Source organism: Rhizobium sp. 62_C5_N11_2 (genome assembly GCF_051811185.1).
Classification (GTDB): domain Bacteria; phylum Pseudomonadota; class Alphaproteobacteria; order Rhizobiales; family Rhizobiaceae; genus Rhizobium; species Rhizobium leguminosarum.
Window position 1 is genome coordinate 430,737 of sequence record NZ_JBPWPW010000003.1, and the last position, 14,908, is coordinate 445,644.

A 14,908-nucleotide genomic window follows, 5' to 3' on the forward strand; every position below is an offset into this window, starting at 1 on the left:
AATGTCTATGCGCATTCTGTTACTATCAAATCGATAGCAAGTCACTACTAAAAAGATATCGACATGAAGAATCTTTCGGAACAGCCCTGCCTGATCGCCCGTAGCCTGGCGCTCGTCGGCGATGCGTGGAGCATGCTGATCATGCGCGACGCCCATGCGGGGCTGACCCGCTTCGATGAATTTCGCAAAAGCCTCGGCATCGTCCCGACAATGCTGACGGGGCGGCTGTCATCGCTGACCGAGGAAGGATTGCTGGAAAAGCGTCGCTATTCCGAGCGTCCGCCGCGCGACGAATATGTGCTGACGGAAGCCGGCCGCGACTTTTTGCCGGTGCTGTTTGCGATCGGTGCCTGGGGCCGCAAGTACCGCGGCGGCGGCGACGTCACCCGTTTCTTCGACGCCGAAACCGGAACGGAGGTCGATCCCGTCACCATCGACCGCGCGACCGGCGCACCGATTGGAACACGTCCTATTCGTATCGCAGCACCCGAATGTCAACCGCCCGGGGCAGATGAAGCGGCCACCTGACAACTCGCCTTGAAGCCGATGTCAGTATCCCCCGCCATCACCGCCTCCGGCGATGGCAAGGGTGATCCTCAAATAAAGCCCGCGGCGCCGATCCCGAGCGCTACGACTGCTGCAGTCCGTAGAGCAGCGGCATCAGTCCTGCGAGCGCCCTGAAACGCTCCCACGACTTGGATGACGGCTTTGTCCAGCCCGTTTCGGCAAGTGCGGAAAGGCGCGGGAAGACGAGGCGGTCGAAAACGGCGCGATCCGTCATCGGCTCGGACCAGATGCAGGCCTGGATGCCGAGGAGTTTCTGTTTCTGGCTCGCCGTCCAGCCGCCGATGGGATCGAAATTGTAGAGCTTCTCGGCATCCGAAGTCCCCGCCCAGCTGGCGCCGGGCTCATCCCAGTCGGGCCTGAGCGCCATGTCGAGGTAGTAGACCTGTCCGGGGCAGACGACGATTTCGTAGCCGCGCTCGGCCAGTTCGGCCGAGACCTCGACATTGCGCCAGCTGCAGAGATAGCTCTTCGATTTGTCGATGACATCGCCATGGGCTGCCTCTTCCCAGCCGCCGGTGATGCAGCCCTTGCTCGCAAGGAAGCGCTGGACGCGGCTGAGGAACTCCGCCTGCAGGATGGCGGCACCCGAGCCGTGGATGTCGTCGGCGCCGTGGGTATTGGTCACGACGTTCAGCCGTTTGGCATGCGCATCGGCAACCTCGTTGCCGGCCGCGCTGCGCAGGCGCTCGAGCGCTTCCGGCGAGCCGGACCACGCGCCAAGCGGAACTTCGTCGGCGCCGAGATGGATGATCTTGAACGGAAAGAGTTCGATGAGCTCGGAGAGGATCGTCTCGATGATCTCATAGGTCTTCTCGCGGGCCGGATTGATGCAATTGTCGGGAAAGCCCTGAACCGAATAATAGCTGCCGACCTCGGCCGGATCGCGCAGCTCCGGTATCGCCTGCAGCATGGCGTAGCAATGGCCGGGGACATCGATCTCCGGCACGATCTCCACGCCGAAGCTCTTGCCATGGGCGACGATCTCGCGGATGGCGGCCTTGGTGTAATAGCCGCCGGTGCGGGCCGGGCTCGAACCGAGCAGCGGCGGAACGGCCAGACCGTGGCCGCGCCAGGCGCCGACCGCGGTCAGATCAGGATAGGCGTCGATCTCGACGCGCCATGCTTCGTCGTCGGAAAGGTGCCAGTGGAAGCGGTTGAGCTTGTTCCAGGCAAGCACCGCCAACAGCTTCTTGACCTCGGCGGCGCCGTAGAACTGGCGGGCGACATCGAGATGCAGCCCGCGCCAACCCATCGACGGCTCATCGACGATCTCGCCGGCGGCCGGAAACTGGAAGACCTCGGGATGCAGCCTTGCACCGCGCCAGATCTGGCCGAGCGTGACGAGACCGTAGAGGAAGCCGGTCCGGCTGCTTGCCTCGATCGTGATCACCTCACCCTCGAAGCTCAGTCGATAGGCCTCCGGCCCGAACCTGGCGGCATCCTTCAGGGCAACCGGAACCGCGCCTTCCGCCTCGCTCCGTACGATGCCCTCGACGGCAAAGAGATGCTCGACCAGCGCTGCGAAACTGCGTGCTGCCGCCTCCCCTTCAGCGCTCTGCGCCTGCGGCGCAAAACCGGCCGGCAGCGGCCGGCGGGAAGTGACCGACACATGGTTCGGCCAGGGGATGATCGACACCTGAACGGGCGCATTGATGGGAACCGGATAGATCTCGGCGCCACGCTTCAATGGTGCGTTGCTGACCGAAGATCGCGTCGGCTCGATGGTGAGCACGATCGTGCTGCCATCAGAAAGCGCGAGATAGCCGCTCGTCGCGCCGTCCGTCCAGTGGCGGAACTGCCAGCTCAACGCGTAGACCGAAATCGTCCACGTCTCGCCGGCGCCGAGAACGAAATTGGCCGGCGGCTGGAATTCGGTGAAATTCGAGAGCCGTTGTGAGACCGTCGCGCCTTCGACGCGACCCGCCGGATCGACACGGCCCGGGCCGCTCACGCAGAGGGAGAAATTCGAAAGCGGCTCGGTGCCGAGGTTCTTGAGGCGCAGGACATAGGAAAACTCCTTACCATCAGCAGGCGGATTCCAAAGGGTTTCAAGCCGCAGGGCTTTCGGTCGCGAAATGGACATGGTCACTCTTCCTTCTGAAGATCAGGTCTTGAGCATTCCGGCGTAAATGCCGGGAGCGGAATTGGGGATAGGCATGGCCCCGACGGCCTTTTCGTAAAAGGCAGAAGGGCCGACATCGCCGATGATCGCGTAGGCATAGCCCATCGCTGTCAGGTCGTTCAGGCTGGCAAAAAGCAATGCCCGGCCGATGCCGAGCCCGCGAAGGCCTTCGTCGACGCCGGTCGGTCCGAAGAAACCGCGTGCCGTCGCTTCATGGCAGGAAAAACCGACGAGCTTCTGTTCGCGCGTGGCGATGAAGCAGGTCGTCGGCTGGCGGGTCATCGCGACGGATGCCTCGCTCGCCCATCCCTCACCGAATTGTTCTGCGATCCAGCCAGTGATCAGCCGGAATTCCGGCGGCAGAGCCCGGCGGATCGTCACACCCTCGCGGGCCATTCGCTCGGGCGATTGCGTATCTTGCGGCAGGGTGGAAAGGTTTACCAGGTAGTCCACTTTGCCATCCTTCAGCCGGAAACGCCGAGCGCGCGTATGAAATGATTGGAGCCGACCTGCTCGACGACAGTCGATTCCGGACGGCTGAGCGAGCGTACCTTTTCCGCTTGTTCGAGGAAACGCGCGCTTCCGCCCGTCACGAACGGCCGGCTGCCATCTGGAACGGCTGAAAGCAGCAATCTTGTATAGGGATGGCGCGGATCGGACAGAACCGCATCGGTGTCGCCCCATTCGACCATCTGGCCGGCGAACATGACGACGATCTCTTCGGCCACATGTGCGGCCGTTGCGATGTCGTGCGTGATATAGAGCATGGCGAGCTCATTCTCGCGTTTCACTTTCGCGAGCAGATCGAGAATGTCTTTGCGGATGGAGACATCAAGCATCGAGGTCGGCTCATCGGCAACCAGCACGCTCGGCGCGACGGCCAGCGCCCGAGCGATATTCACACGCTGCCGCTGCCCGCCCGAGAGTTCATGCGGGAATTTCTGCCTGGTCACATCGGGCTCCAGCCCGACGCTTGCCAGCAGGCGGGCAATCTCTTCGGGAAGATCCGCCCTGGAGCCGCTCTGCCGATGCAATTGCAGTGGCCGCGCCAGATGATGGCTGACCGTGAAGGCTGGGTTGAGCGACGAGAACGGATCCTGGAAGACCATCTGCACCTCCCTGCGGTACTGATGCTCATCCTTCGCCTCGCCGCGGGCGGTCAGATCCTGCCCGCGGAAAAACAGCCTGCCGCCCGTCGGTTTGTCCAAGCGGGCGATGATGCGGGCGCAAGTCGTCTTGCCGCAGCCGGATTCGCCGACCAGCGCCAATGCCCGCCCGGGAAAGAGCGAGAAGGACACACCTTTCAGCGCATGTACCGGGCCGAAATTACGCTTGATGTCTTCGAGCCGGATCACCGCGTCGGCGACAACAGGATTTGCCTCCGCTTTCATGCCAAGACTCCCGATAGATGCGGATTGCCCGGAAGCTGCGGAATGGCATTCCAAAGCTTGCGGGTATATTCGTGCCGCGGCGCTTGAGCGACCTGGCGAACATCGCCCACTTCGACGAGTTCGCCCTTCAGCATCACCCCGATGCGCTGGCAGAGCTGCGCCATCAGATGCAGGTCATGGGTGATGAAGAGCACCGAAAAACCATAGGTCCGCTGCAGATCGACGACCTGCTCGAGAATCTCCCGCTGCACGACCACGTCGAGAGCCGTCGTCGGCTCGTCCATGATGATGAGTTCGGGCCTGAGCGCCAGGCAGATGGCGATGACGATGCGCTGGCGCATGCCGCCGGAGAACTGGTGCGGGTAGTCGCCGATGCGATGTGTGGGGATGCCGACGAGGCGGAACATCTCCTCGCCGCGAGCCCTTGATTCCTCATGCGAGCAACCGGTGTGTCGGCGCAGAACGTCATGGAACTGCGCCTCGACCCGCATCAGCGGATTGAGTGAATTCATCGCGCTCTGGAAGACCATGCCGATGCGCTTCCAGCGGATTTTCTGCAACTCGCGTTCGGGCAGCCTCAGGAGATCCTGTCCGTCCAGCCGGATGCTGCCGCCGCTGATCCAGGCAGGCGCCTTGGAAAGACGCGTGATGGCATAGGCAATCGTGCTCTTGCCGCAACCGGATTCACCCGCCAGCCCGAAGATCTCGCCGCGGCCGATATTGAAGGAGACCTCCTTCACGGCGCGGAATTCTCCCTTGTCGATGAGGTAATCGACATTGAGCTTTTCGATTTCCAGAAGATTGTCGCTCATCGGCCAAGCTCCAGTTCCCTGTTGCGGGCACGGTTGAGGCGGAACCAGCGCGTCAGCGCCGGGCCGGAGCGCAGCTGCGGATTGGCGATCTCGTCGAAGGTGAAATTCAAAAGCGCAAGACCAAGCCCCGTCAGCGCGATGCCAACTGCCGGCACCCCGATGTCCCACCATGCGCCGACCATGATCGCCGAGGAATTCTGGGCATTGTAGAGCATCGTGCCCCAGGAGACCTTCAGCGGATCGCCAAAGCCCAGATATTCGAGCGTCGTCTGGGCAACGATGGCATAGATGATGCTGCCGACGAGGTTGATGCCGATCAGCGTCGTCAGGTTCGGCAGGATTTCCACGAAGATGATGCGCCAGGCCGGCTCTCCGATCATCTTGGAGGCAGTGACGAAGTCACGATTGCGAAGCGCCATCGTCTGCGAGCGTGTCATGCGGGCGCCCCAGGGCCAGGAGGTCAGCGCGATGATCGCCATGATCGTCATCGGCCCCACCGTCCCGGCGAAGGAGGCGAGCAGGATCAGCAGCGGCATGTTGGGGACAACAAGCACGGCATTGGTCGCAAGATCGAGCACCGCATCGGTCCTGCCTCCGGCATAACCGGCCACGAGGCCGATGGCCGTGCCGAGAACGGTGATGGCAATGCCCGTGGCAAAACCGACGGAGAGAGAGCTACGGGCGCCCCAGACGAACTGGCGATAGACATCTCGCCCCATCTTCGTCGTGCCCATGACATGTTCGATCGACGGCGGTTGATGCGAGCGCCCGACACGCGCTCCCGGTTCGCCGGGCGCAACGATCGGCGCAAACAGCGCCATCAGCCACAGAGCCACAATGATGATGAGGCCGGCCAGCGCTTTCTTTTGCCTGAGGATGGGCCGCAGCGTAAAGCTCATCATACGGCCTCCCGCAATCTGGGATCGACGAGCCCGTAGATGATGTCGACGAGGAAGTTGGCACCCAGCGTCGCGAGCGTCATCAGCAGCAACTGTCCCTGGATGACAGGATAATCGCGGGCGATGCTCGCAGTATAAAGTGTCAGTCCCAACCCCGGATAGTTGAAGACGATCTCGGTGACGATCGAGCCGCCGAAGACGGCGCCGAGCATCAGCGCCAGGTTGGTCAAAACGGGAAGCATGGCATTGCGTGCGCCGTAGCCGAACATGACGGTGAGGTGGCTGAGCCCCTTGGCGCGCGCCATGGTTACATAGTCCTCGCCGAGTACCGAGATCATCGACGAGCGCATCGTCGTCTGGAATTCGCCGATCAGGAACGGCGAAAGCGTCAGGACCGGCAGGATCGCATGGGCGAACACGCTGCCAATGAAGGTGAAATCGAAGGCGGGATCGAGGTTGGGATCATAGGCATATCCCACCGGAAACCAGCGCAGTGAGACCGCGAAGACGAAAAGTGTCGTCAGTGCCACGATGACAGGCGGCACCGAAATCATGATCACGGAGAGCGGCGAGACGATCGTGTCGAAGCGTCCGCCGCGACGCCAGGCCGAGATCGCGCCGAGCACGACACCGACGCAGAGCGAAAAGATGATCGCGGTGGTGACAAGGAAGACTGTCCAGAGCGTCGAACGGCCAAGAACCTGGACGACGGTCTGGGGGTAATATTTGACCGAGACGCCGAGATCGAGGGTCGCCAACCCCTTCACGTAATCGACGAACTGCCAGAGCATCGGCTGGTCGACCGCGCCGAAGCGCGCCTTGATCGCCTCGACGGCGGCAGGTGTTGCCCGCGGGCCGAGCTGGGCGACCATGGCATCGACAGGACTCCCCGGCATGAGCCGGGGAAGAATGAAGTTCATGACGATGGCGAACGCCAGGGCGACCGCATAGACGCCGAGGCGCCGGCTCGAAACGCGCATTTCCGCTCCCTCGCGAGGCTTATTGGACCGGCTTGAGGCGCAGCAGATGCATCAGGCGCATGCGGTTGTTGTCATGGTCCTCCGGATTCATGACGGGATCCTTGTCGGTGACCCAGCCGGTGAAGCGCTTGCTGGAGAACTGATACCAGGTCGGCCCGTTGAATACCGGCACGACAGGGAAGTCGTCGGCAATCAGCAGCTGGATGTCGTTGAAGATCTTCTTGTGATCGTCCTCCGACGTCGCCTTCAGATACTGATCGAAAAGCGCGTCCAGCTTCGGGTTCGAATAGCGCGAGGGCGCGCCGGTGATGCGCCCGCCGTAAGCGGTCGACAGGCTCTGGTAATAGCCGCGGAATGGCGTTGCCCCGTCGGCGCGGGAGTTCATGACGACCTCGAAGCTGCCATCGATGATCTGCTTGCGCCATTGTTCATATTCCGGCGTGGCAACGGACGCGTTGATGCCGGCTGCACGCAGGCCTTCGACCGCAATCTGGACCGCATCGATCCAGTCCGTCCAGCCGTTCGGAACGATGATCGGGAAGGCAATCGGCTTACCGCTCGGCGTGGTGCGGAAGCCGTCGGCACCCTTCTTGTAGCCGGCATCGTCGAGGATCTTGTTGGCCTCCTCGGTATCGAAGCCCATGAAGGCGTCCTTGTCGCCTTCGGCGCCCTTGTTGCGCCAGGTCTCAAAACGCGGCGGCAGGCCGGTCGCATGCACGTTGACGACAGGATAGCCGAAGCCGGCAATATCGACCATCGACGCGCGGTCCATGGCGAGGCTGAAGGCATGGCGGAAGTTCAGATCCTTGTAGGCCTCGAGGTTGCCTTCATTGCCGCTCTTGAAGTTCATCTGGAAGGCGACGGTTTCGGCCGGCGGCTGCCAATAGCCGTTATGGTCGGGATCGAGCGGGACGAAGGTCTTGTCGATCTGCGGAATGAAGGATCCGATCCAGTCCATGTTGCCTTCCGGCAGGATGGCAAGCATCTGGTCGTTGCCTGAGATCTGCGGCAGCCTGAGGCAATCGACATGCAGCGAGGCGGCATCCCAGTAGTTCGGGTTGCGGCACTGCTCGTAGACCTGCGGCGTGAAACGGCGCAGCTCCGTCATCGGGCCGGAACCGACCGGCTTCTCGTTCTTGAAGGCGACCGGATCGGAAACGTCCTTCCAGATATGCTCGGGAACGACGGCGAGATCGGCAAGCGTTTCCGGGAAATCGGAGTTCACCGCCTTGAGATCGATCCTGACCTCGGTCGCCGACGGCGCCTCGACGGAGGCAATGGTTTCGCCGACGCCGACAGTGTCGAGCGCGGGGTTCTTCAGCATGAGATCGATCGTGTACTTCACGTCAGCCGACGTCAGCGGCTGGCCGTCGGACCACTTCAGACCAGGCCGCAGCGTATAGGTGACTGATTTCATATCCTCGGAGAACTTATAGTCGGTCGCCAGGCGAAACACCGGCTTGCCGCCATCCTCGGCATTGAAGATGACCAGGGGCTCGTAGATGAAATCCATCGTGCTCTGCCGGCGGCCGGCAAGGTCGAACGGATTGAAGTTCTGAACCCAGCTGCTCTGCTCCTCGATATGCATCGTCAGCACTGACTCTGCGGATGCACCCCCCGCCCCAAAAACGACGAGCGCCGTCAGAGCGGTTGCCGCCGCAAAGCCAGCGCGCACGGAATTGTTGCGGATTGCACTCTTGCTCAATCTCATTCAATCGTTCCCCTTGTTGCTTATTTTTGAAGTCAATCAAATTGATTTAATATTGATAGTCAGTTTCCTGCCGACACGTCAATTGCCGATTTCAAACTTTTTGCAACGGCCTCCGAGCCGCTTACCTGCGTTGTTTTGTAAGGATAATTCCGGCGTTAATAATTAATGTACCTTTAAGTACCATAATTGTTTCAACGATGGCGAATCGACCGGCTCGAACATTGGTCGATAAGCATGAGGCTGCTCGCCACGGCCGGGATGTTCCCCGGGATGCAACACATTCAACTTCTAAGAGCGGGTCGAATTTCCCATGACGAGCATCAATACGAACAATTCAGCGATGTCTGCCCTTCAGACGCTGCGCAACATCAACTCCAGTCTCGAAACGACACAGAACAGTGTTTCTACCGGCTATCGGGTCGACACCGCATCCGACAATGCCGCCTACTGGTCGATCGCAACCACGATGCGGTCCGACAACAAGGCGCTCTCCGCCGTGTCCGACGCGCTGGGCCTTGGCGCAGCAAAGGTCGATACTGCCTATACGGCCATGGACAATGCGATCGACGTTGTCGACGAGATCAAATCCAAGCTTGTCGCAGCGACCGAGGACGGTGTCGACAAGTCCAAGGTCCAGGAAGAAATCAGCCAGCTTCAGGAACAACTGCTGAGCATTGCCCAGTCGGCGTCGTTCTCGGGTGAAAACTGGGTCGCGGGCGCGGATGGCACGAAAAGTGTCGTATCGTCCTTCGTTCGCGACGGCTCCGGCGCCGTTTCCGTTAAAATGACGGAATACGCTCTGGATACCAGCTCCACGGGCAATGTGTTGTTCGGCATGAGCAGCGGGACGATCGATACCGCGTCCGGCATCCTCGGAACGGCTGATGCAAACGGCGATTCCGTCTATTCGCTTGATATCACCGACTTCACCACCGGTCAGATCCAGTCGGCGCTGTCGACCATCGAATCCGCACTGTCGGCAATGACCTCTGCCGGTGCGCAACTAGGTTCGATCTCGACGCGCATCGATCTGCAGGAAGACTTCGTCAGTGCGCTTTCCGATTCGATCGACTCGGGTGTGGGCCGGCTGGTCGACGCCGACATGGAGGAGGAGTCGAGCAAACTCTCTGCCTTGCAAACACAACAGCAGCTTGCGATCCAGTCGCTATCGATCGCGAATTCGTCGTCGCAGAATATCCTGTCGCTCTTCCGCAGCTAAGCGCCGGACATATAGGGCGCTCGGAGCAAATCCGTTGGTGACACGATCGAGCCTGGCCCACCCGGTCAGGCTCGATCGCGTTCAACTCACTCGTGCAAATTTGTGTCGGCGGGTCCCTATCCCTCCTGTCCTCATCCGAACTATGGTGTCGCGATCGGCGAAATCGCGGTTCACTTCCGAGCCATGCTGTCCGTCGTCTCGATCGCAACCACGATCGGCCTTAGTCTTCGCACCCCAGGGCGGAGAACGCAGCGCGCGGGATCATCGCATGTCGGAACGACTTGAATCTGCCCGTCCTGATGAAACGCCCGCCATCGTCTGGCTCGGCTTCCTGGCGATGTGCGTCGGCATGTTCATGGCGATCCTCGACGTCCAGGTGGTGGCGACATCTCTGCCGACCATCCAGTCAGCGCTGGGCATCGATCCGGATCAGATGAGCTGGATACAGACGGCCTATCTCATCGCCGAGGTGGTGGCGATCCCGCTCACCGGCTTCTTGACCCGGCTGTTGACGATGCGATGGCTGTTCGTCATTGCCATCAGCCTGTTCGTCGCAGCCTCCGCCGGCTGTGCGGCGAGCGGCAGCTTCGGCGAGTTGGTGGCCTGGCGGGTGCTTCAGGGTTTTTCCGGCGGAACGCTGATCCCATCGGTATTTTCAGCCGTGTTCATCCTGTTCCCGAACGAGCGGCAGGCGCTTGCGACGACGATCGCCGGCGTGCTTGCGGTGCTTGCTCCAACCGTCGGACCGATCGTCGGCGGATGGCTGACGCAGACCTATTCCTGGCACTGGCTGTTCCTGATCAACATCATCCCCGGTATCGTCTCGGCAATCCTGGCCGCACGGTCCCTGCCGCGGCAGGCGACCGATCCGTCCGAACTGAGGCATCTCGATGGTCTGTCGCTCCTGCTGATGGCGACCGCGCTGACGACTTTGGAACTCAGCCTGAAGGAGGCGCCGACGAGCGGCTGGATCTCGGCCTATGTGCTCAGCCTGCTCACCGTCTGCCTTGCTTCGGGAGGCGTCTTCGTCTGGCGAACGCTGCGCCGAGGCAGGCCGATCGTCGATCTCGGCAATTTCGGCGATCGGAACTTTCTCGTCGGATCGGTTCTGAGCTTCGTGCTCGGCATCGGCCTCTTTGGCTCGGTCTATCTCATGCCGGTCTTCCTCGCTTTCATCAGGGGGCATGACGCGCTTGAGATCGGCATGACGATGCTGGTCACCGGCATCGCGCAGTTGGTGACGGCGCCGATCGCGGTCGCGCTGGAGAAGCGCATGGATGCGCGGCTGCTGTCGGCGGCCGGTTTCGCGCTCTTTGCGATCGGCGTCGGGATGAGCGCGTTTCAGGATCCTCGCACGGATTATGACGCGATGTTCTGGCCGCAGGTCGTGCGCGGCGTCGCCATCATGTTCTGCCTGCTGCCGCCGACGCGGCTGGCGCTCGGCACACTTCCGCCAGATCGCATTCCCGATGCCAGTGGACTTTTCAACCTGATGCGCAATCTCGGCGGGGCGATCGGCATCGCGCTGATCGACACCATCATCTACACGCGCTCGGAACCGCTGGGACAGGCCCTGTGGACCCGTCTTCAAGCCGGCGACATCGAGGCTGGGACATTCGTCGGCGCGCCTCCGCAGACCATATCGGCACATAGCGGCAGCTTCGATGCAGATACCATGGCGCTGCTCGATCCGCTGGTCCAGACCGCGGCTAGCGTCCAGGCGATCAACGAAGCCTGGATGATCGTCGCTATCCTGACCGGCTGCGCCCTGCTCTCAGTGCCCTTCGCCAGGCGACCGGCCTCAACGTGAAAACCATGGTGAGAAGTTGCCGATCTTCCGATCTCCGGTAAGATTTCTCTCAATCATTTTGCGTCATCTTCCAGTTCCCTTCTGAAGCCAATCGACGAGATCTCAATGGCCACGGACCTTACGCGCAGTTTTCAAATGCCCCGACGCGAAGAGCTTGGCCTCTTCACGATCAGCAACGGATCCGGCCTGTCGATAGCGGCCCTGCCGAACGGCACGCTGTTTGCCATCGAATATGCCGACGACAAGGGATCGGTGCAGATCAACCAGATCCAGGGCTCGCCGCTCACCGGCGGCATCGGACGGCTGTATCTGCGCATCGGCGGTGCGGCACCTGATGTCGTCGAGATTGTCGGGCCTCGCGCTAATGGCAGCTTCGGGCACGATACGACGAGCTTCTCCTGGAGCGGCAAGAGAGGCGATATCGGCTACACCGTCCGCCTCGAGCTTCATCCCTCCGAAACGGCCTGGTTCTGGCGTGTCTCCATCCGCCATCTGAAGGATGGAGCGCTGCCGGTGGATCTGGTACTGATCCAGGACGTCGGTCTCGGCGACCGCGGCTTCCTGATGAACAGCGAAGCCTATGCATCGCAATATGTCGATCACCATATCACCGATCATGAGACATTCGGCCCGGTCGTGATGAACCGGCAAAATCTCAAGCAGTCGGGTGCCCGCAACCCCTGGCTCGTGCAAGGCTGCCGCGATGGGGCGGCTGCCTATGCCACGGATGCCATTCAGCTGGTGCAGGCGAAGGACCGCCTCGACGATCGGCTGGTCGGCCCTTTCGGCACCAGCCTGCCGAGCAAACGGCGGCAGCAAGAGACGGCGTGTCCCGCCATCCAGTCGAAATCGCTCTCCGTGCCGGCAAGCGGTGTGACCGCGACCTTCTTTGCCGTCTTCGCCGCCGATCATCCCGAAGCGTCGAGCGATGCCGACCTTTCACGACTTGACGCGCTTGCGGCGACCAACAGTGCGGCTGCCGATATCGAGGAGGTCACGCCGGTCTGCAGTCTGCTTCAGGATGCTGCCTTGCTGAAGGCCGAGGCGCTGGACAAAAAGGCGATCAGCCAGCTCTATCCGGAGCGGAGCCTGGAAGAGCGCGTCGACGGAAAGCTTCTTTCGTTTTTCGTGTCGGACGGCGTTTTGAACCGTCATGTGGTCCTGCGCGACAAGGAGCTCATGGTGGCGCGCCGTCACGGCGCGATCGTCAGAAGCGGTGAGAATATGCTGCTCGACGATGCGACGCTTGCCGCGACCTGCTGGATGCAGGGCATTTTTGCGGCGCAGCTGACGATCGGCAATACGTCTTTTCACAAGCTCTTTTCCGTCTCCCGTGACCCCTACAATCTGACGCGCGCCGGCGGGCTGCGCATCATGGCGGATGTCGGCGCCGGCTGGCAGCTTCTGGCGGTGCCGTCGGCTTTCGAAATGGGACTCAGCGATTGCCGTTGGATCTATCGCCTCTCCGAACGCACGATCATCGTATCGGCAGTCGCCTCCGGCGAGGATGCGGCGATGCAGTGGACCGTCTCTGTCGAGGGCGAGCCATGCCGCTTCCTGGTGTTTGGTCATGTCGTGCTCGGCGAGCGCGAATATGACGCGGGCGGGCAGATCGCATTCGACACCTTAGCCAAGCGCATTCTTTTCCGGCCGGACCCGGCCTGGCTCTGGGGCGAGCGTTATCCCGATGCCAGCTATTGGCTGGTGAGTTCGACGCCCGATGCCATCGAGGAGATCGGTGGCGACGAATTGCTCTATAGCGACGGGATGGCGCGCAACGGCGCCTTCGTCGCACTGCGATCGCGACCGACGCAGACGCTTTCCTTTGCCGTCGTCGGCTCGATGACCGATGCGGCGGAGGCCGAGCGCCTGGCGCAACGATATGAGGCCGGCGTCACCGGTGATGCCATGCTTGCGCCGGCATCAAAATTCTGGCGGAACGCCGTGCGCGGCGTGACGATCGCCAGCACCTCGCCCGACCTTGCCGCGCAGACGGCCCTGCTTCCCTGGCTCGCGCATGATGCCATTGTGCATCTGAGCGTGCCGCACGGCCTCGAGCAATATACCGGTGCTGCCTGGGGTACGCGCGACGCCTGCCAGGGGCCGATCGAATTCCTGCTCGCCTACGAGCATGACCGCGAAGCCAAAGAGGTGCTGAAGACCGTCTTCAGCGAACAATACCTGGAAAAAGGTGACTGGCCGCAGTGGTTCATGCTGGAGCCCTATGCCAATATCCGGGCAGGCGATAGTCACGGCGACATCGTCGTCTGGCCGCTGAAGGCGCTCTGCGACTATATCGAAGCGACCGGCGATCTCGCCATCCTCGACGAGAAAGTCTCCTGGCGTGATGAAAAGACCATGGCCCGGGCACCGGAGCCCGACACCATCGCAATCCATGTCGAGAAGCTGCTCGATACCGTTGGCGAAGCTTTCATCCCGGGAACGCATCTGATCCGCTATGGCGAGGGAGACTGGAACGATTCCCTGCAGCCGGCCGATCCGCATCTGCGCGACTGGATGGTCAGTAGCTGGACCGTTGCTTTGCTCTACGAGCAGATCGTCCGTTATTCCGCGATCCTGCGCCGCCTCGGCCATGGCGACAAGGCCAAGGGCTTGAGGAAGATCGCAACGGCGATGCGCCGGGATTTCAACCGCCATCTCGTGCGTGACGGTATCGTTGCCGGCTACGGTATCTTCGATCCCAGCCATGATGGTGTCGAATTGCTGCTGCACCCGAGCGACCGGCGCACCGGCCTGCATTACTCGCTGATCTCGATGACGCAGGCGATGCTCGGCGGCCTCTTTACGCCGGTTCAGCGACGCGATCATATGAAGCTGATCGAAGAGCATCTGCTCTTTCCCGACGGCGTGCGGCTGATGGAAAAGCCCGCGACCTATGCCGGCGGCCCCGAGACACTGTTTCGCCGCGCCGAATCCTCCTCTTTCTTCGGGCGCGAGATCGGGCTGATGTATGTACATGCGCATCTGCGCTACTGCGAGACGCTGGCGCTGGAGGCGGACGTGGACGAACTCTGGAAGGCGATCGCTGTCGTCAATCCGATTTCAGTCACATCAGCGCTGCCGCATGCTTCGCTGCGCCAGCGCAATACCTATTTCAGCAGCAGCGACGCGGCTTTCCATGATCGTTATCAGGCGGCGGCCGAGTGGGAGCGGGTCAAGGCGGGAGAGATCGCCGTCGACGGTGGATGGCGCATCTATTCAAGCGGCCCCGGGCTCTACACCAGAAGCGTCGTCGAAAATATCCTCGGCTTCAAACGGCGCTTCGGCCGACGCAAACGCAAACCGCTTCTTCCCGCGATCCACGCCTCGGTCGATCTGCAAACCGACCACGCCGCCTGGCTTCGGCTGATGAGACCGAAGCCTGAGGTGTGAAAAG

Annotated in this window: 11 protein-coding genes; 4 read left to right on the forward strand and 7 right to left on the reverse strand. The window is 61.6% G+C overall.

Annotated features, from left to right (window positions below; all coding sequences use genetic code 11):
- The first annotated feature begins 63 nt into the window (after nt 1-63).
- Entirely contained in the window at nt 64-528 is a 465-nt protein-coding gene (locus AB8B31_RS31105) for a winged helix-turn-helix transcriptional regulator (RefSeq protein WP_018246105.1), read from the forward strand.
- Nucleotides 529-628: 100 nt separating this feature from the next.
- On the opposite strand, the gene AB8B31_RS31110 is transcribed toward AB8B31_RS31105, so the two are convergent.
- The 7 genes from AB8B31_RS31110 to AB8B31_RS31140 are packed head-to-tail and all read right to left on the reverse strand — an operon-like array spanning nt 629 to nt 8,482.
- Complete coding sequence (locus AB8B31_RS31110) at nt 629-2,650, reverse strand: beta-N-acetylhexosaminidase (RefSeq protein WP_032980956.1); 2,022 nt, start codon at nt 2,648-2,650, stop codon at nt 629-631.
- A 21-nt stretch (nt 2,651-2,671) separates the two neighbouring features.
- Entirely contained in the window at nt 2,672-3,142 is a 471-nt protein-coding gene (locus tag AB8B31_RS31115; RefSeq protein ID WP_018246107.1) for a GNAT family N-acetyltransferase, read from the reverse strand.
- Between the two features lie 11 nt (nt 3,143-3,153).
- Nucleotides 3,154-4,080, reverse strand: coding sequence for an ABC transporter ATP-binding protein (locus AB8B31_RS31120; RefSeq protein ID WP_018246108.1), 927 nt, complete (start codon nt 4,078-4,080; stop codon nt 3,154-3,156).
- Nucleotides 4,077-4,892 (reverse strand): ABC transporter ATP-binding protein, encoded by an 816-nt coding sequence (locus AB8B31_RS31125; protein ID WP_018246109.1) that lies wholly within the window; start codon nt 4,890-4,892, stop codon nt 4,077-4,079. The genes AB8B31_RS31120 and AB8B31_RS31125 overlap by 4 nt, the downstream gene beginning before the upstream one ends.
- Nucleotides 4,889-5,791, reverse strand: coding sequence for an ABC transporter permease (locus AB8B31_RS31130; RefSeq protein ID WP_018246110.1), 903 nt, complete (start codon nt 5,789-5,791; stop codon nt 4,889-4,891). The genes AB8B31_RS31125 and AB8B31_RS31130 overlap by 4 nt, the downstream gene beginning before the upstream one ends.
- Nucleotides 5,791-6,771: an ABC transporter permease gene (locus AB8B31_RS31135; protein WP_018246111.1), complete on the reverse strand. Its 981-nt coding sequence runs from the start codon at nt 6,769-6,771 to the stop codon at nt 5,791-5,793. Before AB8B31_RS31135 ends, AB8B31_RS31130 begins: the two co-directional genes overlap by 1 nt.
- A 19-nt stretch (nt 6,772-6,790) precedes the next feature.
- Nucleotides 6,791-8,482: an ABC transporter substrate-binding protein gene (locus AB8B31_RS31140; protein ID WP_018246112.1), complete on the reverse strand. Its 1,692-nt coding sequence runs from the start codon at nt 8,480-8,482 to the stop codon at nt 6,791-6,793.
- A gap of 310 nt (nt 8,483-8,792) precedes the next feature.
- On the opposite strand from AB8B31_RS31140, the gene AB8B31_RS31145 reads away from it, so the two are divergent.
- The 3 genes from AB8B31_RS31145 to AB8B31_RS31155 all read left to right on the forward strand — a co-directional run bounded on the left by AB8B31_RS31145 (nt 8,793) and on the right by AB8B31_RS31155 (nt 14,904).
- Complete coding sequence (locus AB8B31_RS31145) at nt 8,793-9,701, forward strand: flagellin N-terminal helical domain-containing protein (protein ID WP_018246113.1); 909 nt, start codon at nt 8,793-8,795, stop codon at nt 9,699-9,701.
- A gap of 268 nt (nt 9,702-9,969) precedes the next feature.
- A complete protein-coding gene (locus tag AB8B31_RS31150) occupies nt 9,970-11,511 on the forward strand; it encodes a DHA2 family efflux MFS transporter permease subunit (protein WP_018246114.1) in 1,542 nt (513 codons plus the stop codon).
- Nucleotides 11,512-11,616: 105 nt separating this feature from the next.
- Entirely contained in the window at nt 11,617-14,904 is a 3,288-nt protein-coding gene (locus AB8B31_RS31155) for a GH36-type glycosyl hydrolase domain-containing protein (protein ID WP_018246115.1), read from the forward strand.
- Nucleotides 14,905-14,908: the final 4 nt, after the last annotated feature.